Origin of the sequence: Sphingopyxis sp. J-6, from assembly GCF_046603995.1 — a bacterium.
Lineage (GTDB): Bacteria > Pseudomonadota > Alphaproteobacteria > Sphingomonadales > Sphingomonadaceae > Sphingopyxis.
Map to the genome: position 1 here is coordinate 1556167 of NZ_CP145810.1, position 22354 is coordinate 1578520.

17 protein-coding genes are annotated in these 22354 nt (G+C 65.6%); 7 read left to right on the plus strand and 10 right to left on the minus strand.

Annotated features, from left to right (window positions below):
• Nucleotides 1–6: 6 nt before the first annotated feature.
• From V6U71_RS07465 to V6U71_RS07480, 4 genes are read right to left on the minus strand one after another with little or no spacing between them, the layout of a single operon-like run.
• Nucleotides 7–897 (minus strand): TSUP family transporter, encoded by an 891-nt coding sequence (locus V6U71_RS07465; protein ID WP_411341655.1) that lies wholly within the window; start codon nucleotides 895–897, stop codon nucleotides 7–9.
• A complete protein-coding gene (locus V6U71_RS07470) occupies nucleotides 894–2189 on the minus strand; it encodes an MFS transporter (RefSeq protein ID WP_411341656.1) in 1296 nt (431 codons plus the stop codon). Before V6U71_RS07470 ends, V6U71_RS07465 begins: the two co-directional genes overlap by 4 nt.
• Before the next feature lie 3 nt (nucleotides 2190–2192).
• Entirely contained in the window at nucleotides 2193–3290 is a 1098-nt protein-coding gene (locus tag V6U71_RS07475) for a dipeptidase (RefSeq protein WP_411341657.1), read from the minus strand.
• Nucleotides 3274–4743 carry a serine hydrolase domain-containing protein gene (locus V6U71_RS07480; protein WP_411341658.1) on the minus strand — a complete coding sequence of 490 codons (1470 nt, stop codon included), beginning with the start codon at nucleotides 4741–4743 and terminating at the stop codon, nucleotides 3274–3276. The genes V6U71_RS07475 and V6U71_RS07480 overlap by 17 nt, the downstream gene beginning before the upstream one ends.
• A 157-nt stretch (nucleotides 4744–4900) precedes the next feature.
• Between V6U71_RS07480 and V6U71_RS07485 the strand changes: the two genes are divergently transcribed.
• Nucleotides 4901–7306 carry a TonB-dependent receptor gene (locus V6U71_RS07485; RefSeq protein ID WP_411341659.1) on the plus strand — a complete coding sequence of 802 codons (2406 nt, stop codon included), beginning with the start codon at nucleotides 4901–4903 and terminating at the stop codon, nucleotides 7304–7306.
• 51 nt (nucleotides 7307–7357) lie between these two features.
• A complete protein-coding gene (locus V6U71_RS07490) occupies nucleotides 7358–8314 on the plus strand; it encodes an MBL fold metallo-hydrolase (protein ID WP_411341660.1) in 957 nt (318 codons plus the stop codon).
• Between the two features lie 4 nt (nucleotides 8315–8318).
• On the opposite strand, the gene V6U71_RS07495 is transcribed toward V6U71_RS07490, so the two are convergent.
• The 3 genes from V6U71_RS07495 to V6U71_RS07505 form a co-directional block, all read right to left on the minus strand.
• Nucleotides 8319–9557, minus strand: a complete 1239-nt coding sequence (locus tag V6U71_RS07495; protein ID WP_411341661.1) for an NAD(P)/FAD-dependent oxidoreductase — start codon at nucleotides 9555–9557, stop codon at nucleotides 8319–8321.
• A complete protein-coding gene (locus V6U71_RS07500) occupies nucleotides 9547–10476 on the minus strand; it encodes an ornithine cyclodeaminase family protein (RefSeq protein WP_411341662.1) in 930 nt (309 codons plus the stop codon). The genes V6U71_RS07495 and V6U71_RS07500 overlap by 11 nt, the downstream gene beginning before the upstream one ends.
• Nucleotides 10477–10563: 87 nt before the next feature.
• Nucleotides 10564–11280, minus strand: a complete 717-nt coding sequence (locus V6U71_RS07505) for a GntR family transcriptional regulator (RefSeq protein ID WP_411341663.1) — start codon at nucleotides 11278–11280, stop codon at nucleotides 10564–10566.
• A gap of 228 nt (nucleotides 11281–11508) precedes the next feature.
• Between V6U71_RS07505 and V6U71_RS07510 the strand changes: the two genes are divergently transcribed.
• A complete protein-coding gene (locus V6U71_RS07510) occupies nucleotides 11509–12534 on the plus strand; it encodes an acyl-CoA dehydrogenase family protein (RefSeq protein ID WP_411341664.1) in 1026 nt (341 codons plus the stop codon).
• On the opposite strand, the gene V6U71_RS07515 is transcribed toward V6U71_RS07510, so the two are convergent.
• The gene (locus V6U71_RS07515; protein ID WP_411341665.1) at nucleotides 12531–13661 is read right to left on the minus strand and encodes an acyl-CoA dehydrogenase family protein; all 1131 of its coding nucleotides are present in this window, start codon (nucleotides 13659–13661) and stop codon (nucleotides 12531–12533) included. The two genes, V6U71_RS07510 and V6U71_RS07515, sit on opposite strands and share 4 nt — an antisense overlap.
• A 48-nt stretch (nucleotides 13662–13709) precedes the next feature.
• A complete protein-coding gene (locus V6U71_RS07520) occupies nucleotides 13710–14459 on the minus strand; it encodes a helix-turn-helix transcriptional regulator (protein WP_411341666.1) in 750 nt (249 codons plus the stop codon).
• A 140-nt stretch (nucleotides 14460–14599) separates the two neighbouring features.
• On the opposite strand from V6U71_RS07520, the gene V6U71_RS07525 reads away from it, so the two are divergent.
• Nucleotides 14600–17050 carry a TonB-dependent receptor gene (locus V6U71_RS07525; protein ID WP_411341667.1) on the plus strand — a complete coding sequence of 817 codons (2451 nt, stop codon included), beginning with the start codon at nucleotides 14600–14602 and terminating at the stop codon, nucleotides 17048–17050.
• A 26-nt stretch (nucleotides 17051–17076) separates the two neighbouring features.
• Nucleotides 17077–18006 (plus strand): oxygenase MpaB family protein, encoded by a 930-nt coding sequence (locus V6U71_RS07530; protein ID WP_411341668.1) that lies wholly within the window; start codon nucleotides 17077–17079, stop codon nucleotides 18004–18006.
• Here V6U71_RS07530 and V6U71_RS07535 read toward each other — a convergent pair.
• Nucleotides 17918–19249 (minus strand): MFS transporter, encoded by a 1332-nt coding sequence (locus V6U71_RS07535; RefSeq protein WP_411341669.1) that lies wholly within the window; start codon nucleotides 19247–19249, stop codon nucleotides 17918–17920. The two genes, V6U71_RS07530 and V6U71_RS07535, sit on opposite strands and share 89 nt — an antisense overlap.
• Nucleotides 19250–19371: 122 nt before the next feature.
• Here V6U71_RS07535 and V6U71_RS07540 point away from each other — a divergent pair, with 122 nt between their 5' ends.
• Nucleotides 19372–19959 (plus strand): TetR/AcrR family transcriptional regulator, encoded by a 588-nt coding sequence (locus V6U71_RS07540; protein ID WP_411341670.1) that lies wholly within the window; start codon nucleotides 19372–19374, stop codon nucleotides 19957–19959.
• A 76-nt stretch (nucleotides 19960–20035) separates the two neighbouring features.
• A complete protein-coding gene (locus V6U71_RS07545) occupies nucleotides 20036–22333 on the plus strand; it encodes a TonB-dependent receptor (protein WP_411341671.1) in 2298 nt (765 codons plus the stop codon).
• Nucleotides 22334–22354: the final 21 nt, after the last annotated feature.

Below are 22354 nucleotides of genomic sequence, written 5' to 3' on the forward strand. Positions count from 1 at the left end.
CTGAGGTTAAGCGGCGTCGGACGCCGCATCGCGGCGCGCCGACCACAGCATGCTGATCGCCGCATAGGTCGCGACGACGATGACCAGCCAGCGCAGCCAGTCGAGCGGCAGCGACTTGACGAGATAGGCGGCGATCAGGACGGCGGGTATGCCGCCGATCGCCAGCCCCAGCGCCGCGCGCAGGCTGTAGCGTCCGCTCGCGACGAAGCGTGCCCCGCCCACCGGCATCAGAAAGGCGCAGGACCCCATCATGATTGGAAAGGCGACAAGCGGATTCATGCCGAGCAGGCTGACGAGGATCAGGCATGGCGCATAAAGACCGACGCCGAGCATCATCAGCGCCCCGAGCACGAAGCTGGCACCGATGGCAAAGGCCAGCCGGCCGCCGTGGAGCCCCTCGGCAACCCCGCCGCCGGGCATGAGGCCGAGCAGGGTGACGAGGAACAGCGCCGAGGCGCAGAGCAGGGCGATCCCCATGCCGATCTGGATCGCGCGCCGCGGCAGGCGTGCGACGAAGCCGACGCCCAGCCAGGCGCCTGCCACCGCGGCGACGATCATGCCGACGAGCGTCGCCGGCTCGACCGAGACGATCGCGATGAAGATCAGCGCCTGTGCGATCGTCGGCAGCGCATGGCCGACGTTGAGCGTGCCGGGAATCTTCTCGTCGGCGACCCGGCCCGTCAGCTTGAAGGCGGCGGTGGTCGAGGCGAAGGAGCCGACCCCCAACGTGTCGAAGAAATTGGCGACGAAACCGATCGCGACATCGACCGGTCCGGGCCGGCGCCCGGCAGGCGGCGCATCGACCACGCGCCGTTCGAGCTGCCACCAGCGGAGGGCGAACCACAGGGCGGCAATGGCCAGCGCGGCAAGGATCAGATGGGTGATCGACAGGCTCATGCGACCGGCTCCTTGCCATGCGCGAGGCGCGCCGCGCGTTTGACCGGCGCGGTTTCGGGAATGCTGTACATCGCGATCAGGCCGACGATCACGCCGCCGATCATATACCAGGCGGGGGTCATCGGGCTACCGGTCAACTGGGTCAGCCAGGCGACGGTGAATTGCGCCGATCCGCCGAAAACCGAAACCGCGAGGGCATAGATCAGGCCGAGCGCGCCCGAGCGCACCCGCTGCGGCAACGACTCCGCGATCACGACGAAGAAGACCGACGAAGCGAAGGTCGAACAGATCGCGAGGATCGCGCAGGCGGCATAGAGCGCAGTTGCCGTCCGTTGCTGTTCGAGAAGCTCGAAACAGGGAAAGACCGCAAGCGCCAGCGCGATCCACGGCACCAGCATCACCGGCTTGCGCCCGATGCGATCCGACAGCGACCCCGCCAGCGGTGCACAGATCGCGCCGCACAGGCCCACGACAACCGTGGCGCCGAAGGCGAACTGCGTCGTCATCCCCAGTGTGGCGCTGGCGTAGGTGGTCATATATTTGAGCAGGTAATTGGTCGTCGTCGCAGCGGCGACAAGGCACACACCTGCAATCGCGATACGGCGATAGCTGACGGCGATTTCCACCGGCTCGGCCGCGGCTTCGGGATGAAGCGTTTCGACGAGGGTGCGGCGCAGGACGAGGCCGATCGGGATGATGACCGCACCGAGCAACAGCGCGATGCGCCAGCCCCATGCGTCGAGCATCGCGTCGCTCATCAGGGTGGAGAGAAGCAGTCCGATCGTGCCCGCGGTCAGGGCCGAGAGATCGGCGCTCATCGCCTGGAGCGAGGTGTAGAGGCCGCGTCGGTTCGCCGGGGCCGCTTCCATCAGAAAGGCGGTCGCGGCGCCGACCTCGCCGCCGACCGCAAAGCCCTGGATCAGGCGGCAGAGCACCACCATCACCGGCGCGGCGACACCGATCGCGGCGTAGGACGGAATGAGCGGCAGCGCGAGCGACGCGAAGCCCATCAGCCCGAAAGAGACGAGCATCGCCGGCTTGCGGCCCACCCGGTCGGCGAAGCGTCCGAGCAGGATGGCGCCGAGCGGCCGGGTCAGAAAGCCGACGCCGAAGGTCGCGAGCGACGCGAGCAGGCTGAGCCCCGGCGTGTCCGACGGGAAAAAGGTCCGCCCGATCTGCGCCGCGAAATAGGCATAGGTGACGAAATCATAGAATTCGATCGCATTGCCGAGGCAGACGCCCGCCACCTGCCGTTTCGAAGCCGCCGCCGGCGCTGTCGCTTCTGCGCCCATCGCCTATTCTCCCCACACCGCTTCATAGACGCGCAGCCAGTTGTCGCCGGTCAGTTTGCGCAGTTCTTCGTCGGTCCAGCCGCGCTGCGCCAGTCCCGCCACGACATTCGGCAGCTCGCCGATATTCTCGAAGCCCTTCACATAATCCCACGGCAATTCCTGCGTATAGGCCTCGGCGGCCATCAGGATCACGTCGGCCGGGGTCAGCGGTCCGACGTCGTTGTTGCGGCCCTCGAGGAAATCGGGGCCGAGGCCGATATGGTCGACGCCGATCAGCCGTTTCAGATAGTCATATTGATCGAGATGCTGGCCGAGGCTTGCTTGCGGCGAGCGGACGATCTTCGCGTCGCTCGCCTTGCGGACGTGGAAATCGCTGAACGCGGTGACACCGACGACGCCGCCTGTTTTGGCGATCGCCTCGAACATCGCGTCGGTCGTGCAGCGCGGATTGTCGTTGAGTGCGCGCACATTGGTGTGGCTGCAGATGACAGGAACCCCCGACGAGATGGCGAGCGCCGCGAAGGAGGTTTTCTCGTTCGTGTGCCCGGCGATGTCGAGGACGAGATTTTCCTTGTGGATCGCCTCGACCAGCCGGTGCCCGGCGCGGCTCAGCCCGGCGTCGGGTTCGAGGCAGCCCCCCCCGAACGGGTCGGCAAGATTGTAGGATATGCCGCAAATGCGCAGACCAACCTCCCGATAGGCGCGCAGGTTGCCGGGTTGAGGTTCGCCGCCCACGACCAACCCGCCGGCCGACTGCCAGCCCGCGATATGCGAGAGGCGCCCTTCGGCCTTGAGGCGCCGGATGTCGCGCACGCTGCGTGCCTGGCCAATCTCGGCCTTGTAATCGTCGAAGAAGCGGAACAGGCTGGCAAAGGACGCGAAATCGTCGCCGACGCTCTGGTGCCAGCAATCGACGCCGCCCTTTCTGAGCATTGCGAGAAATTCGGGCGAGCGCGCCGACGGATCGAGGCCATTGACGACGATCCGCTGTCCCGCCGGCTTTGGCTTGGCGAACGCGCTGCCGGGGAGACCGAGCGCCGCCCCTGCCGCGAGCGCGCCGCTCAGGACGGCGCGGCGGCCGGGATCAGCCGGCGCGCGCAAGGAGCCGCCCTCCGTCCGCGAGGAAGCGGGTCTTGCCATCCCCTCCCGGCTTAACGAAGCGGAGCAGCCCCGGCTTGACCCCCGCAAAGGGCGAGGGTCGTTCGAACAGGTCGTCGCCCAGCGACACCAGTTTGAGCGCCGGCTTTTCCATGTCCGAATTGTCGTAGGTGCCGATCTTGTCATAGGTTCGCAGCGTGAGCGCGCCGGCCTCGGCGGCGATCACATAGCGGTCGGCGTTGTTCTCGTAAGTTCCGGCATAGCGCGCCGGGTCGATGCGCTTGTTGCTGCGTCGGGGCGGGGCAGGGGGCTGAAGGCCTGTCCAGCCGCGCGTGATCGGGTCGAGAAAGGCGACCATCAGCGCGTCGCCGCGGTCGCAATTGGTCAGCAGCGCCGCCACGCGGCCGGTTGCCGGATGCGCGACGAGCATCGACCGCACCCCGGGACCGCCGCCGCCATGACTGACGAGGCCGCCGGGCTGGATGCTCCAGCCGAGGCCATAACCGTGCGATTCGGCGCCCATGGCGACATATTCGCTCGTCTTGGTGGTCATCGCCTGGGCCGATGCCTCCGACAGGATGCGCGTGCCGTTGGTTCCCACCCCGCCGCCGATCAGCGCGCGGGCGAAATCGACGAGGTCGGTCGAGGTGGTCATCTGCGTCGCGCCGGCCGGAGCAAAGCTGGGCGCCAGGAAGGGCCGCTTCGTCTGGAACATCTTGCCGGTCGTGTAATCAGTGAGGTCGCCGATGCTGGTCCGGAAGCGCGGGACATCCAGCGGATCGACCAGCGCATGCGCCATGCCGAGCGGCTCATAGATGCGTTTCCTGACGAGCGTGTACCAGCTCGCGCCGCGCAGCTTCTGCGACAGATAGCCGGCGATCACCGTCGCGACATTGTTGTACGATGTCTCGGTGCCCGGCGTGAAGAGCTGGCCGAGACCGGCGCAGCGGTCGATCGTGTCGACGATGCGTTCCTGGTCGGGGCCATATTCGGGCAGCCATTCGCCGTCGATGCCGCTCGTGTGATTGATCAGCATCTTGCACGTCACGCGGCCGAGCGCCTCCATGTCGCGGGTGCGTAGCTCTGGGATATGTTTCAGCACCGGGTCGTCGAGTTCGATCAGCCCGTCGTCGACGAGTTGCATCACCAGCGTCGCATTGGCGACTTTGGTGATCGACCCGACGTGCATCAGCGTATCGGGCGTCACCGGATCCCCCGCCACGCTGTTGCGGAGTCCCGCGACCGCGCTGTGCAGCGTGCTGCCGTCCCAATAGGCGAAGGAGGCACCGGTGATGCGATGCGCATCGACGGCGGCCCTCAGCGCTTCCGCGAAATCGGGCGCGGGCGTCATATCGGAATGCGCGGGCATCGCAGCCGCCGCGTCGGGAGCCGCCGCGATGCCGCCCGCCGCGACCAGCGCGGCGCCCGTTTTCAGAAATTCCCGCCGAGTCGACATCTGCCTTCTCCCACCCGAGCCGCGCCGCGCGCGCCTTCCTGTTTGACCGGTTTTCCCGGCGCTGCACCGCCAAAAATCCGGCGGAGGAATTTTTTCATTTCAAAATTGGATAAAATGTCCTAAATGCAGATCGACTGTTAGCCATTGGGGGATTGTCATGTCAAGACTGCGCACCACGAACTGCCGCACCGTCCGCATCGGACTGATGGGGAGCGCCGCCGCCGGCGTCCTGTTGTCGGTGCTGGCACCGGCCGAAGCCATGGCGCAGGGCGCCGCCGCCGAAGATACGGACGAGATCGTCGTTACCGCGACGCGGCGCGAGACCACGGTTCAGGATACGCCGATCAACATTGCCGCGGTGACGGGCGACCAGCTCGAGCGCGAGGGGTTGAGCTCGATCTCCGAAGCGACGCGTGCGGTGCCCGGGATCACCATCATCGATCAGGGCTCGCGCGGCGCAAGCCAGATCATCGTGCGTGGGCTCAACGCCGAACCGCTGGGTAATAATGATGTCGCGAACGACGGCGGCGGCACGGTCGCAACCTACCTCGGCGAAACGCCGGTTTTCGTCGAGCTGAAACTCAACGATATGGAGCGGATCGAAGTGCTGCTCGGGCCGCAGGGCACGCTGTACGGTGCCGGTACGCTGGGGGGCGCAATCCGCTATATTCCGCGCCGCCCGCAATTCGACGCCTTCTCCCTCGATGTGCGGGGCGACGTCTATAAATATGACGCCGCAGGTTCGGCGAGCTTCGATGCCGGGGCGACGATCAACATCCCCATCGCGCCGACCTTCGCGATCCGCGCGTCGCTCGACCGGCTCGAGGATTCGGGTTTCATCGACCAGCCTTTCGTCGTGCAGACGCCCGGGGTGTCGCTGCCGAATGCGCTGGCCACGCCGGCCGAACGCGAGGCGAATTTCCGGCGCGTCAAGGATGTGAACTATGAGGACGCCTGGTCGGGCCGCGTCGCGGCGCGCTGGCAGCCGTCGGCCGCCGTCGATCTGAATCTCACCTATTATTTCCAGTTCCAGGACAGCGGCGGCCGCCAGTCGTCGTCGGCGCGCCTCACCAATTTGCCCGTCACCGTCGGCAAATATGAATCGGCGCTGCGGGTCGAGGAACCGTCGAAGCGCGACAACCAGCTGGTGGCGCTGGAGGCGAGTTTCGACCTCGGTTTCGCGACCCTGACCTCGGCGTCGAGCTATTCGGACTATCGTTCGCGGGCGCAGCGCGATCAGACCGACCTCGCGATCCAGCTCGGTTTTGGATACGAAAACTTCGATCCGCTCGTCGATTACACCGACGAACGCGTCAAGGAAGAGCGGATCAATCAGGAGCTTCGCCTCGTTTCGAGCGGCGACGGCCCGTTCAACTGGACGGTCGGCGGCTTCTACAACAAATATAAGCAGCGCATCGACTATGCCGAGTTGATCCCCGGATTCTATGTCGGCGACCTGCGCGACTATATCTCGCTCGACCTGCGCAAGCGCGAGGAATATGCCGTTTTCGGCGAGCTTTCCTATGATGTCACTGATGCGCTCAACGTCACGGTCGGCGGCCGCTATTATAAATATGACCTCGTCACCTCGGCCCAGTTCGCCTTCGGCCCGGTTCCGCCTTCGGGTCCGGTGTTTTTCCCGGCGACCCCGGGCGGGCAGAAGGACGACGGCGTGCTCGGCAAGTTCAACATGTCGTATAAATTCTCGCCCGACGTGCTCGGCTATCTGACGATCAGCCAGGGTTATCGCGGCGGCAATTCCAACGGCATATCGCCATGCCCGACGCCGCTGCCTGTCGACGTCTTCGTATGCGGCCAGCCGAACGAACTCGCCTATACGCCCGATACGACGACCAATTACGAGATCGGGCTCAAAACCGAACTTTTCGACCGGCGCCTGACGCTCAACGGTTCGCTTTTCTATGTCGACTGGAAGGATGTGCAGGTCCGCTCGTCGACGCAGATCGGGCAGGTCGGCATCACCGTCAACGGCAATGGCGCGTCGAGCAAGGGCCTCGAACTCAGCCTCGATGCACGGCTCGCCGAGGGGCTTCGCCTGCGGGGTAGCTATGCCTATACCGATGCGCAGCTCGACGAATTGTCGCCCGACCTGATCGCGACCATCGCACCGCCGGGCTTCGATACCGTCTACATCGACGGCCAGAAGGGCGACCGCCTGCCCGGATCGGCCAAGCACCGCGGCAGCGTGTCGTTGTCCTACACCACGCCGGTCAGCAACGCGCTCGATCTCGACATGGGCTGGAGCACGACCTTCTCGGGGAATGTGCTCTCCACGACCGGCGGCAGGGGCGGGAGCCTGACGCTGCCGTCCTATTCGATCAGCTATGCGCGGATCGGGATTGTCAACAAGGACGACGGCTATTCGGTCACGCTCTATGCCGACAATATCTTCAACGAATATGCAGAGGTCGGCGTCCGCGATTCGGCGCTCTATAACCAGAATGTGGTCAATGCCGGCGGCAATACCGTCTATTTCCGCCGTTTCTCGACCTCCGTCGCGCCGCCGCGGCGCATTGGCCTCCGCTTCACGAAAAGCTTCTGATCCGATAGGCCTCGCCCGCAAGGGCGGGGCCTTTTCTTGCTGGGGGTATGAATGAAGCGTCGCGGTCTCCTGGTGTCGCTTGCGGTGATGGCCCTCGCGGGGGTCGCGGCCGCGCGGTTCGCACCCTATCTCTACGTCGAAAGCTGGCCGCTGCTGAACGACCCGGCGACGGCGATGTCGCCCGAACCTGCCAGGATCGCCAAGGGCCGGATGGTCGGCGACTATTTCGCGGTCGAGGAATTGGGTGAGGGCGTTTATGCGATCGGCGAGCCGCGCTATTATCAGGCGAATTATTCCTATCTGATCGTCGGCGACAAGCGCGCCCTGCTGTTCGACGCGGGCTCGGGTACGCGCGACATGCGCCCGGTCGTCAAGGGCCTGACCGACCGGCCAGTGACCATATTGCCGTCGCACCTGCACTATGATCATCTCGCGGGCATCGGCGCGGGCGACCGTGTTGCGATTGTCGATCTGCCGTCGACCCGCGCCGACATCGCCGGAAACCGTTTCAGCCCCGGCCGTTATCAGTTCCTCGGCATGTTCGACGGTCTGAAGACGCCGACGTTCGAGGTGGCCGAATGGATCAAGCCCGGCGCGACCATCGATCTTGGCGGGCGGACGCTGCGCCTGTTGTCGACGCCGGGGCATACGCCGCAATCGGTGTCGCTTTACGATGCGGCCGGGGGCCGGCTGTTCACCGGCGATTTCATCTATCCGACGATGCTTTACGCCTTCCTGCCCGGGGCGAACCGGGCCGACTACCGGCAAACGGCGCAGCGGCTGTTGAAGGAACTACCACCCGAAACCCGGCTGTGGGCAGCGCATTGCTGCCGCCGGAACGAAGGCTATGCCGCGCCCTGGCTGACCATGAAGGATCTCGCGGACCTCGATCGCGCGCTGGGCCGGATCGATGCCGGGACGCTGGCGGCGACCGGTTTCTTCCCCAGACGCTACCGCGTCAACGACCAGATGGATATCGGGACGACGCTGCCGTGGATCGGCTCCTGACGCGTCAGAAGCGGGCGAGGTCGTAAGGCGCGGGATCGAACGGCGCTTCGCCGGCCATGATGCCGCAGAGCAGCTTTGCCGAAACCGCCGCCTGCGTGATGCCGAGATGCTGGTGCCCGAACGCATATCCGATCCGTGGCATCGCGGCGAGGCGGCAGATGGCGGGGAGCGAGTCGGGCAGCGACGGGCGGCTCCCTATCCAGACTTGGGCATCCGGTGCGGGGTGAAAATCGTCGAAGTAGCGGCCGGCATATGCCGCCAGAGAATGCGCCCGCCGCCAGTCGGGCCGCCCCCCCGCGTCGGCGAACTCGACCGTACCGGCCAGCCGGAGCGTATCGCCCATCGGCGTCGCCACGCAGGATTCGCGCTGGAAGGTAACCGGCCGGTCGAGAAGGCGGCCAAGGCCGGGCAAGGCGAGATGATAGCCGCGTTCGGCCTGCAAGGGGACGGTCGCGCCGAGCGGCCGCAGCAGCGCATCCGATGCGAGGCCCGCCGTGATCATGATCCGGTCGGCGGAGTGCTTTCCCGCTTCGGTAATCAGTTCGGCGGATGTTTCGCCCGACCCGATCGCCATGGCGCGTTGCCGTATCAGCGTCCCGCCTGCGGCGTGAAAATGCGCCAGCAACGTCCGGCTGAGCGCGAGCGGTTCGCCGATGTCGGCGTCGCTCTCGTGGAGCAGGCCGCCGACCGCCGCCTTGCCCAGCGCGGGTTCGAGCGCCAGCAGCTCTTCCCGGCCGAGCAGGCGCGACGGCAGCCCGTGACGTGCGAGGCGTGCCCCGACGTCTTCGAGCTCGGCCCGGTCGCGTGGATCGCGGATCAGCCGGATCATGCCCTTTTCGCGCAACTGGTCGCGTCGGCCGCAATGACCCAGCAGGTCGCGCCATGCGGCGACCGAGCGATTGTTGAGCGCGGCGATCGCCCCCGTGATTCTTTCCTGCCGTTGCGCTGACAGCGTCGTTGCCGCGCGCGCCATCCACGGCAGGAGGTGCGGTAGCGATGATGCGCGGACGACCGCAGGCGCATCGCGGGCCAGCAGCATTCGCGGCAGGCTGGCGATGCGTCCCGGCGTGATCAGCGGAAAGATTTCCGATGCCGCGATGATCCCGGCATTGCCGAAAGAGCAACCCGTGCCCGGATCGGCTTCATCGAACAGCGTCACCCGGTCGCCGCGGCGTTGCGCTTCGATTGCCGTTGCCAGCCCCACGATGCCCGCACCGACGACGATGGTCGAGCTAGCCGTCACGCAATTTTTCCCAGACCAGCTCGGCGGCGGCGAGATCGGCAAGCGCGGTGCCGACCGATTTGAACAGGGTGCGGGTGCCATCGGGCAGCGAAAGCGGGTGCGTGACGAGGGCCCTGATATCGCCGCGTATCGCGTCGAGCCCGATCACCCCTTTGTCGAGGGGGGTGCGAAGATCACCGGCCTCGGTCAGGGCGCCCTCGATCGTATCGACATAGATCGCCGACTGGCGAACGCCTTCGTCGTCGATCTCGCGCATGTCGGGGCGATAGCCGCCGACGAGATCGACATGGGTGCCCGGCCCGACCCATTCGCCGCGGATGAGCGGTTCGGTGGAACGCGTCGCCGCCGAAATGATGTCGGCGCGCCGTGCGGTCGCCGCGAGGTCGTTGGCAATCGTCACTTTGGCTGCCGGCAGCCGTCGTTCGATCTCCGCTGCGGTCCGCGCCGCCTTGTCGGGCGAACGGCCCCAGACCTCGATCGTATCGACCGGCCGGACGGTCGCATGGGCCTCGGCGAGATAGGGCGCGAGATGGCCGGTTCCCAGAAGGAGCAGCCGCCGTGCCTCGGGCTTCGCGAGCGCGCGCGCCGCAAGCGCCGAGACCGCGGCGGTGCGGCGCGCGGTCAGTTCCTCGGCATCCATGATCGCGCGCGTCTCGCCGGTCCGGGCGTCGATGAAGATGAACAGCCCGCCGATGACCGGCAGCCCGTTCGATCCGTTGTCCGCCGTGACCGTCAGCACCTTCACCCCGGCATAACGGTCGGACATTGCCGGCATGACAAGCAGTTCGCGGCCCATGCCGCGCGATACGCCAAGGCGCAGAGGCGCGGCTGCGGGCTGTAGCAACGCTACGGCCAGATGATCGACGAGCGCCTCAAACGGCAGCGCTCCGGCGATCTCGCCGGCGCCGATCATTCGCATCGTCCCATGCCCTAGCGCTTTATCTCCCATAGCAGGGCGATGTTATGATAATTGGATAAAAAATCCAACATCTTTTTATGGCGCGCTTCAGGCGGTTGCGGGAGCGGGCTCGCCCGTCGTTTCCCGGTCGCGGGCATCGAGCATTTCGAGCAGGTCGGCGCCGGTGCGCTCGATATGATCGCGGGTCAGTGCCACCGCCTGATTGATGAGTCCGCGCCGGCACAGGTCCAGCAGGCCGCCATGATCTTCCTGTGCCTTGTCGATCCCGTATCCGACCGTCAGGACGAGCCGCGTATAACGGTCGGCATTGACAAGCAGGCTGCGGACGATGTCGAGCGTCTTCGCCCGGCCGGACGGCGCATAGAGTGCCATATGGAATTGCCGGTTGAGATCACCCCATGTGTCGACGTCGCCAGTCAGTAGGGCGGCGTCATATTCCTCGAGTATCGCCGTCGCCGCTGCCAGATCCTCCTCGGTCATTTTGGGAATGGCGTGGCGGATGAGGTCGGGTTCGAGCATGGTGCGCAAATCGAAAAGTTCTTCGATATCGCTGCGGGACAGGCCGGTGACGACATATCCCTTGTGCGGATAGCTGGCGACGAGACCTTCGCTTTCGAGCCGCGAAAGCGCCTCGCGGACCGGAATCCGGCTGGTCCCCATCTGTTCGGCGAGTGCGTCCTGCCGCAAGGGGGAGCCGTCGGCGATCTCGCCAGAGAGGATGAGTTGGCGGATTTCGTCGGTGACCGAATCCGCGATCTTGACGCGGCTGACGATTTTCGGCTGCCTCTTTTCCGGCTTTTTCACCAATTTTCCCCGCCTGAGCTTGTCCGCTCATGATAAGCGGATGGGTCTTTTGGCGCAATTGGATAAAAAGCGGGCCGCGGGGAAATCGAGCCGATAGTGCGTTCGGGGAGACGGGGTTCCGCCACGAACGGCGCAGACTGATACAGGCGTTAGCTGGACTGGCCGTCGAAATCCGCACAACAAGACACGCAAGAGGCAAGGGCACTTATTCCCTTGGCTGCGGAGTGAATGGATATGCCCCTGCTCGACCTTCCGCTTCGCGAGGAACAGCGATTGCTGCGCGCCAGCGTGCAGCGCTTTCTGGCCGATGAGGAGCGACCGTCATGGCGCGATCTGGTCGATACACTTGGTCTTGCAGGCCTTGCTCTGCCCGAGGCGGCGGGCGGCTTCGGCGGTGGGCCAACCGACGTCGCGCTCGTCATGGCAGAATTGGGGCCGGCGTTGGCGGGTGCCGACTGGCTGTCGCATGTCGCCGCGACGGCGCTGCTCGCGCGCGCGGCACCCGATCACGCTACCCTGCAGGCACTTGCATCGGGCGCGCTTCGCGCCGCGGCCGTCTGTCCGGCGACGACGCTATCGATGCCAGCGGTCGGCGACGACGGGGCGCTTCGCGGCGCCGCCTTGCTGGTGGCAGGTGCGGCCGAGGCCGACCTGTTCCTGTTCGCCGACGGCAACGCGCTGCTGCTCGTCGCGGCCGACCCCGCGAAGGTCGAGCAGCGCCATCGCATCATGCACGACGGCAGCGTGTCCGCCGACCTTTGCTTTGCGCTGAAACCCGGCGATGCCGAACGCCTCGCTACCGGAGCCGATGCCCGCGCGCTCGCCGATTATGGAGACGATCTCATCCTCGCCGGTCGCTGCGCCGAGGCCATTGGTCTCATGCAGCGGATGATTGCGCAAAGCGTCGATTATCTGGGGCAGCGCAAACAGTTCGGGGCCGCGATCGGCTCGTTTCAGGTGCTGCGCCACCGCCTCGTCGATATGCAGTTGGCGGCGATGAAAGCCGCCGCACTCGTCGAAGCCGCGATTGCGGCGGTCGAGGAGGATCGCGCCGATCGCGCGTCGATGGTCCGGTCTGTCTGTGTCGAAATCGCCGATGCGGTACGCGTCGTCGGTGAGGGGGCGGTGCAAATCCACGGCGCCATGGGCCTGACCGAGGAATTGCCGCTCGGCGCCCATTTCAAGCGCGCGCTCGCAATCGCCGCGGCAATGCGCTCGCGTGCCGGTCATCAGGCACGCTTCGCAGAGGCTTAACCGAGCATCAGTCGGGCGATCAGGTCGCGCTGTATCTCGTTCGAGCCGGCATAGATGCTCGCGGCGCGGTCGTTGAGGTAGCGCGGTACCGCAACCGCCAGTTCGGCGGGCGTCTGGCCGTCGGCGTCAGCCCAGGCAGCGAAGCCGGCGATGTCGCACGCCAATATGTCGATACGCTGTGCAGCCTCGGTGCCGAGGATTTTCAGTGCCGACGCATAAAGCGCCGCGCTGCCGCCGACACCACGCATTGCCTTGAGTTCGAGCGCCTGCAGCGCCTGCAGGCTAACGACTTCGCGGTCGAGGCGTGCGCGCAGCAGCGGATCGGCGCTCTGCTGCGCGCGCAGCCGTTCGAGCCGCGCGATCAACGCCGGCGCATATTTGCCGCCGCGTTCGAAGGTCAGCAGATGCTTTGCGACCGACCAGCCTTCATTTTCGCCGCCCAGCCGGTTCGCCTGCGGTACGCGGACGTCGTCGAAAAAGACCTGGTTGAATTCATGGTTGCCGGCCAGCGTGCGGATCGGCTCGACCGTGATCCCCGGCGTCGCCATGTCGAGGAGCAGGAAGCTGATTCCCGCCTGCGGCCTGCCTTCGTTCGAGGTGCGGACGAGCGCGAACATACGGTTGGCGAAATGCGCGTGGGTGGTCCAGATTTTCGATCCGTTCAGCACATAATCGTCGCCGTCGGGTACCGCGCGCAATTGTAGTGCGGCGAGATCGGACCCCGCGCCCGGCTCGGAAAAACCCTGACACCAATAATCCTCGCCCGACAGGATGCGCGGCAGATAATGGGCGCGCTGTTCGGGCGTGCCATAATGCATGATCACCGGGGCGACCATCTTGAGCCCCATCGGTGCGAGCCCCGGTGCACCGGCGCGCGCGCATTCGGCAGCGAAAACATAGCGCTGCATCTCGTCCCAGCCGGGGCCGCCGAACTCGGCCGGCCAGTCGGGCGCCGCCCAGCCGCGGGCGTTCAATATACGCTGCCAGGGCAGGGTGACCGCGGGGTCGATGAAGACGCTCGTCGCGCGCCACGCGGCGTCGCGCAGTTCGTGGGGGAGGCGGGTGTCGAGAAAGGCGCGTACCTCGCCCCGAAAAGTCGCGAGCGCCGGATCGTTCAGCATGTCCATGCGCGGCTTATCGGGGGGCGGGGGAGCAAGGCCAAGCTGGCACCTGCGTCAGGCAGCGCGCGCGCCGACGAAGCCGAGCCCGGCCGCGAGCTGGATCGACTGCGCGCGCCCGGTTGCGCCGAGCTTCGTCGCCGCGTTGCGGAGGTGAAAGCGCACCGTCGACACCGACAGCGACAGGATGATCCCGATTTCGCCGTCGGTCTTGCCCGCCGCCGCCCAGCGCAGGCACTGGACCTCGCGCCGCGTCAGCGTTTGCGGCACCGTCGCGTTGCGCGGGCGCCCGCGCGCTTCGTTATGCGTCGCGACGAGCTTCAGCGCCAGATTGTGCAGGTCGCCTGCATGTTTGCCGAACAGCGCCTCGACGCCCACGGGTTCGCGCGAGCACCAGAAAACCGCGCCGACGAGTCCGCGGGGCAAATGCACCGGGGCGACGATCGCCTCGCCGAAATTGGGCGTGTTCTTCGCCTGCTCGCAATCGACCGCGTCGAGCAGCCCGGTCGAGCGCCAGGTGTGCAGGCGCCCGTCGCTGTAGAAGAAGGGCTCGGCGACGAGCCGCGCCGCGGTCAGGAAGGCGATATGCAGCGCCAGCTTGCGGTCGCGCCAATAGGCATGGTCGGGATCGATCCAGCGAAAGCTCGTTTCGGCATAGGGGCGTCCTTCGGCATCGCCCATCGGTTCGGGGTCGCCCAGATCGGCCTGCGCGGCAATGTAGGGTAGGCCGATCGCATCGCCCGCAGCCTGAACCGCGGCAATCAGCGCCGGCATCGCATTCCAGCTTTGCGTTCGGTAGTCGGTCACGCGATCCAGTCCTCCACCCGATCCTGCCACGGATGCCAGCTTGTCCGTGCGGCCTTATTTTTGTCCTCTTGCATCGTCCGGCCACGCAACGTTCGCACGAAGATGAATGCAGCGGCAAGCCGTTTGAGGGAGGATGTAAGATGAAGGCAATCCGGTTTTTCCTGCTCGCGGGCACCAGCCTCGCGATCGCCGCGCCCGCTTTTGCGGCCGAAGCGGCGGCCGATGGCGCCAATGCCGTATCGGCAGAGGGCGAGATCATCGTCACGGCGCAGCGCCGCGCGGAATCGATCAACGACGTCGGCATGGCGATCCAGGCGGTCGACGGCGACACGCTCGAAGCCTTGCGCGTCACCGATGTGCGCGACCTGACCGCCGTCGCGCCGAGCTTTACCGTGTCGCAAAGCTATCAGGGCGTCCCGACCTATACGTTGCGCGGGATCGGCTTCAACACGATCAACCTCTCGTCGACTTCGACGGTCGGCACTTATGTCGACGAAGTCGCCTACGCCTATCCGATCATGAACACCGGCCCGGTGATGGATCTCGAGCGGGTCGAGGTGCTGAAAGGGCCGCAGGGCACGCTCTATGGCCGCAACACGACCGCCGGCCTGATCAATTTCATTACCGGCAAGCCGACCGACAGCTTCGAGGGCAGCATCAAGGCCGACCTCGGCAATTACCAGACATATAATATCGGCGGCCATATCTCCGGCCCGCTCGGCGAGGGGATCGCGGCGCGGATCGCGTTCCGTAGCGAGAACAGGGACAAGGGCTGGCAGGTCAGCAACAGCCGCGGCGAACGGCAGGGCAAGGTCGACAAGCTCGGCATTCGCGGTTCGCTGGCGATCGATCCCGCCCCGGGCACGCATTTCGACCTGTCGGTGACCTGGTGGCGGAACAAGTCCGACACCGTGGTCGGGCAGGGGATCGGCTTTACCCCCGCCACCAACCCGGCAACGGGGACGAGCAATTCGCGCTTCTTCAACGCGCCGGGACTCGCCGATTATCTGGCGAATAATTTCCCGACCAAGGCGACGCAGGCCGACTGGGCGCCCTCTGCGCAGCGCTCGGCCGATATCGGCACCGGGCTCGGGCTCGACGGGCCGCTCGCCGAAGACAATCGCTTCTGGGGGCTGAAGCTGCGCTGGGATCAGGATCTCGGCGACACGATGAAACTCGTCTCGCTGACCAGCTATAACGACTTCAAGCGCAACGCACTTTCCGACTGGAGCGGCGCGCCGTTCGAAATCCTGCTCCAGAACACCGTCGGCCGGATCAAGAGCTTTGCGCAGGATATTCATATCGAAGGCGAAAGCGGCCCCGCGACCTGGCTCGTCGGCGCCTATTACGCCAACGACCGGATCATCGACTCCAACCGGACGATGCTGGGCCAGAACGCCAATGTCGGGCTGATCCGCGCCGCGGGCGCGCCGTTGCTCGCGAGCCCGATCTTCAACTCGGGGGGCTACACGCTGGCCGAGCTCCAGCAGGCTTTCCGGACCTATGAAGATTTCGGCCGGATCCGGACGAAGACATGGAGCATCTTTGCCAACGCCGACTGGGAGCTTTCAGACCAGTTCAAGCTGACCGCGGGGGTTCGCTATACCGAGGACAAGCAGCACTATAACGGCTGTTCGCGCGACTTTAACGGCAACATGCTGCCCAACGTCAATGTCGTGAACCGCGCGCTCTATCTCCAGACCTATGGCGTGCTGGCGGCGCCGATTGCGGAGGGGCAGTGCAACACCTTCGATCCGGTGACCGGTACCTTCGGCGAAGTGCGTTCGGTGCTCGACGAGAATAATGTCGCGTGGCGCGGCGCGCTCAACTGGTCGCCGAACAGCGATACGCTGGTCTATGCGTCGGTGTCGCGCGGCTATAAATCGGGGACGACGCCGATCAACGCGGCGAACCTCGCGCGCCAGAATGCGCCGGTGACGCAGGAAAAGCTGACGGCTTATGAAATCGGCCTGAAAGCGACGCTCGCCGACCGCGCGGTGCAGGCGAACCTCTCGGCCTTCTACTACGACTACGCCGACAAGCAGATCAGCACCTATTTCGCCGATCCGATCTACACGGCGCTGTCGCGGCTCGACAATGTGCCGAAGTCGAAAGCCTATGGCGTCGAGGGCGAACTCACCGTCCGACCCGCGACCGGCCTGACGCTGTCCGCCAACGCGCTGTGGCTGAAAACGCGGATCGACGATTACAACGGCACCAACGCCGCCGGGCAGCCGGAGAATTTCGACGGCGCCGAATTCATCTACAGCCCCGAATTCCAGGGCAGCCTGACGCTCGCCTATGACACGCCGGTCAGCGATACGCTCAACCTGACCGGCGCGGTCAGCGCACGCTACCAGAGCAAGTCGAACACGATCTTCGAGGATCTCGATCTCTACAAGGTCAAAGCCTATGGCACCGTCAATGCCAGCCTTGGCGTGAAGAGCGAAAGCGGCTGGTCGGTGTCGCTGTGGGCGAAGAATCTGTTCAACAGCTATTACTGGTCGGCGGTCGCCAGCAACGCCAACGTCGTGGTACGCTTCCCGAACCCGCCGCGGACCTATGGTCTGACGCTGGGCTTCGATTTCTGATCCGAACCGGCCAGGGCGCAAGCAGCATGCAGGACAATTATCTGGGCACGATAATCGACTTCGCCTCTCCGGCCGGGGAACCGGCCCTGCTTGCGCCCGACAGCGTCCAGTGGCGCGTCTACAAGAACCCGATCGCGCTGGGCATCGGCGGGATCGCCGCGGTATTGCTCGAGTTCGCCGAACCGCGCATCCGGTCGGGAGTGTGGGATCATTCGACCTACAAGGCCGACCCGATCGGCCGGTCACGCCGCACCGGGCTCGTCGCGATGCTCGCCTGCTATGGTCCGGCGAGCGTTGCGAAGGAGGTGATCGGCAAGGTCAACCGCATGCACGGCAAGGTGAAGGGCGAGACGCCGGCAGGCGAAAAATATCGCGCGCTCGACCCGGTGCTGCTCGACTGGGTGGCGGCGACCGCCTCCTATGGTTTTCTGATGGCCTATGACCGGTTCGTCCACCCGCTCGCCGACGCCGACAAGGACCGCTTCATGCGCGATTCTCAAGTCATCGGCCGCGAGTTCGGCGTGCGGCATACGCCTGCGAATGTCGATGGCTTCATGGCGATGATGGCCGATCTCGAACCGCGCTTCGAACCGCATCCCATCCTCTTCGAATTTCTCGATATCATCCAGTCAGGCCGGGCGGCGCCGGGCGTCCCGCGCTTTTTGCATCGCGCGATTGCACGCGCCTCGGTGTCGCTGCTTCCGGCCCATATCCGGCGCAAGCTCGAACTCGGCCCGCAATATGATCTCACGCGGCTCGATCGCTTGCTGTTGCGAGCCGCGGGTCGCCTTGCCGACCGGCGCGTCGATCGCGCGTCGCCGCCGTGCCGGGCGAGCGTGCGCCTCGGCCTGCCGCATGATTTTCCTTTCAGATCTCAAGCTGCGCAGAAGGAAATATTAGCGCTGCGAGGAAAAAGGCCCGCGGCCGTCGGCGCCCTCGGCAGCATTCTGCCGTAGCGCCAATGTGAAACCGATCGCCGCGCAGATGCCGCAAAGCAAAGAGAATCCATGCGAGCGCCGACGACAGCTCTCCGCCCGTTCCCGCTACGAGCCAGGGCGCCAGCGAGGGAGCGAGGGCAAATCCGAAGGCCATCGTCATCACCCCGCTGATCCCGAACCACAGGCCGCGAATGTCGTTCGGAAGCACGAGGATGCTGATCGCGCTCGCTCCGAGCAATGCCGCGGTCTGACCCGCCACCAGCAATGCGAGCAGCGCAGCCGACACATGCACCGAATCCACCACGGGAAATGCTGCGCCGGGAAGCGCCAGCAGCGATGCTGCCGCAGCGATTAACATCGCGCCGCCGCGGCCGCTGCCCCGGTCGGCAAGGATGCCGGCTGCCAGCGCGCCGAGCAGCGGCGGGACGAGAAGGATTGCCGCCACCAGTTGGCCGCCCTCCGCTTCGCCCAACCCGAAATCGCGCGCCAGAACCGGGACGGCCCACACCGAAGCCATATTGCCCGCCATGATTGTCGCGACCTGCGCGACGAGCAGGGGCCATAGCAGGCGACCGAAAGCGTTGAGCGCCACGAAGCCCTTTGCCAGGCTGGCGGCGCCGGTGCCGGGCATCGTTTCGCGGCGCGGCGGCTCCTGCATCCAGAGCAATGGAAGCGCCAGCAGCAGTCCCGCCAGTCCGAACAGCAATGGCGCCATTCGCCATTCGCCGGCGCCGGTGAAGAGGGGCATGAACGAGGCGACCGGCAGCAGCCACCCGGCAAAGACAAAGCCGAGCGCGTTGCCGAAATATTCGGCAAGGATGATGAGCGCGGTAACGCGGCCGCGGCGTTCCGGCGGGAAAAGATCGGCGGCGAGCGACAGCACCACCGCTTCCTCCATGATCCCGAGGCCGGTCAGGCCCCGATAGACGAAAAGATCGGTGAAGGACGAAGCGAGCGCGGTCGCGACCGACCCGAGCATCGTCGCCGCGGCCAAACCGACGAGCAGCAGCATGCGGTTTCGCGTATCGATCATCCGTCCGACCGGAATCGACAGCAGGGCGGCGGGCAGCGACAGCGCAATGCCCTGCACGAGCCCGACATGCATATCGCTTATCGCGAGGTCGGCCTTGGCAAGGTCGAGCAGGGGATTGAATATCGAACGCGCAGCCCATGCCGAACCGAGGATGGCGCACAGCAGGGCGAGTTTTGCGGACGCGTACGGGGCGCCGCTTCCGCTGCCTGCCGTGCGGAACGAGATCATGCGGTCGGCTACCGATCGAAACGGGCGCGGTATGGCATTGTGACCGACTAGTCGGTTCTTTATACGGACGCAATCGGAGGACGGCCGACGCGGGCGCCTCGAACATTGCGGCCGGGGAAAATATGCCGAAACTCAATCAACAGGCGATGCGACAGCGGCGCGAGCATATCGTCGATGCCGCGATACGGCAGTTCGCCAAACAGGGTTTCGGCGGCTCCTCGGTCGATGCGATTTGCGCCGAAGCAGGTATCAGCAAGGGTGCCTTTTACACGCATTTCGAAAGCAAGGACGCCGTCATGCTCGAATTGCTGGCGCGGCGCGGGGCGATATACGACGCCATCGCGGCATCGACCCTCGCCGAATTCGAAGAGATGTTTTTCGACCTCATGCTGCGCGGCCTCAGCGATGTCGACAGCCGGCTGGAAGTCGAGGCAGTCACCATCGGCGCGTCGAACGATGCGATCAAGCAGGCGCTCATCGCGAATTCGGAGCGGTGCGAGCGCCGCCTCAGCGAAGTCATCGGGGAGCTTCTTGCCGACGGAAAGATCGAGATGGTCGACGCGGTCACGCCGGTCGAGGCGGCATCGATGCTCTATACCTACGCCTCGGGGCGGCTGTCGCTCCATGTCTACGAAACGGCCAACAAGGACAGGGAAGCGCGCCGCGGGCTCGCCATCACGCTCGCGGGGCTTGTCCGGGCGCCGGGGTGACGATCGACCGACCGCTTGCATAAAAATAAAAACCGACTAGTCAGTCTTTATTGTCAATGACAGGGAGGGACGAGTCGTGGGGCAACATGGGTATTGGCTGTATGCAGGCACAGCGCTGCTGGCGATCGGACAGGCGGCTCCGGCCGCCGCGCAGGCAAGCGGCGACACGGATCAACCGGGTGAGATCGTCGTCACCGCGCAGAAGCGCGCCGAGCCGCTGCGCACGATTGCAGCGAGCGTGCAGGCGATCGGCGGCCAGAATCTCGAAGACCGCGGACTGCGCTCGCTCGACGATGTCGCCCGGCTGGTACCGTCGCTGTCGATCGCGCCCGAAACGGGGCTTGGCGACCGCAATATCCTGCTCCGCGGTGTTGCGCCGTCGGGGGGCACGCAGCCGACGGTCGTTACCTATCTCGACGATATCCTGATCCCCAATTCGGTCGATCCGCAGCTATACGATCTCGAACGGGTGGAGGTGCTCAAGGGGCCGCAGGGCGACCTTTACGGCGCCTCGGCCGCAGGCGGGCTGATCCGCTACGTCGAGGTCCGCCCCGATCCGTCGGAAATCCATGCGCGGGCCGAAGCCAGCGTTGCCGATGTCTCGGGCGGATCGGCGAACTATGGCGCCGCGGCCCTGATCAACCTGCCGCTCGGCACCGACGCCGCGGTGCGGATGAGCGCGGTCTACGATCGCCGCGGCGGCTTCGTCGACAATATCGATCCGGTGACCGGCGACCGCCGCAAGAATGTCAACGAGGTCGAACGGTTTACCGGCCGGATCGCTACGGGATGGACGCCGTCGGACGCACTGGAAATCCGCGCCTCGGTCCTGTTCAACAGCCGGACCAACGGCGGCTTCAACGAATCCGACCGGAACGAGCGCTTGCCGGACGGGTCGCCCGATACGTTGCTCACCAGCCGTTTCTTTCCCGAACGCGCGACCGACCGGTCGTGGATCGGCAATCTGACGCTCGACCTCGACGTCGGTGCGGGCACGATTACTTCGGCGACCGGTTATGTCGACCAGAAGATCCGCCGGCGCCTCGACCAGCGCGACATCTACAATCTCGATCCCGCGATCACCGGCTTCGCTTATCCGGGTTTCGATCCCGATGTGAACGGCCCCTTCGTCGACAATCCGAACACGGCGCTGCTGTCGCCGTTCATCAACCGAACGCATCTCCGTCAGTTCAGCCAGGAATTGCGCTTCAGTTCGGACTGGGACTTTCCCGTCCAGCTCCTTGCCGGGGCTTTCTATCTGCGTAGCATAACCGACAGTTTCCAGCGGCTGGGCTTCGACGCGCCGATTCCCGAATATTCGGAGGGCCTATATGGCGGCGATCCCGATTCTCTCGTCGATGCAGGTTACACCGGCAAGGAGCGCGTCACCGAAATCGCGGGCTTCGCCAATCTGCGCTGGCAGTTCGCGGACGAGAAGGGAGAAATCAAGGGCGGCGTCCGGGTATATGACCGCAAGAATCCCCGCCGGATCGTCGATACCCCGGGGGCGCTTTTCCCGGTCGGCGTCGATGCGACGGCGAAGGACAGCGGTACGCTGTTCTCGGCGAGCGCATCGTACAAGCTGACCCCGACCTTTTTTGCCTATGCGCGCTATGCCGGGGGTTTCCGCCCCGGCGTCGGCCGCGCACTGCCGGGCCCGGTATGCGATCCCGATTTCGCCGAACTGGGTATCGACCCGGCGACCATTCCGCCGTTCACCCGGCCCGAAAAGCTCGACAGCTATGAGGCCGGGGTGCGCAAGGCGAGCCGCGATGGCCGCTTCTCCGCCAGCCTGACCGGCTTCGTGATCAAATACCGCGACATCCAGCAGAGCCTCGTCCTGCCGACCTGCGCCAGCATCTTCGACGTCAACGCGGGACGCGCCACGACGCAGGGCTTCGAACTGGAAGCCCGGATGAGCCCGAGCCGCGCCCTGAACTTCACCTTCGGCGTAGGCTACACCGACTCGCGTCTCGACGAGGGGGATCCGTTCAGCGGCGGCGACGCGGGCGAGCAATTGCAGTTCGTCCCCGCGTGGACCTTCTCGATCCAGCAGGATTATCGTGCCCCGACCTTCGGCGACTGGGACCTTGTGGTGCGCAGCGACCTGTCCTTCACCGACAAGCGGCAGACCGAGTTCGGCCTGCCGGGGTCGCCGCCGGACGCCGCCACGCGGCTTCCCGATTATACGCTCGTCAATGCGCAGATCGGCGTTGCGCGCGACGGATGGGAAGTCCTGCTGTTCGGTGACAATCTGACCAACGAGCTCCCCATTTATGGCGCAAACCAGACGCGTTATTTCGGTTCGGACGGCCGGACCTGGTCGGTCGGGAGCCCGCGCACCGTCGGGGTCAGGGTGCGGTCGAGCTTCTAGCCGGCCCGCTGACGATGGCAG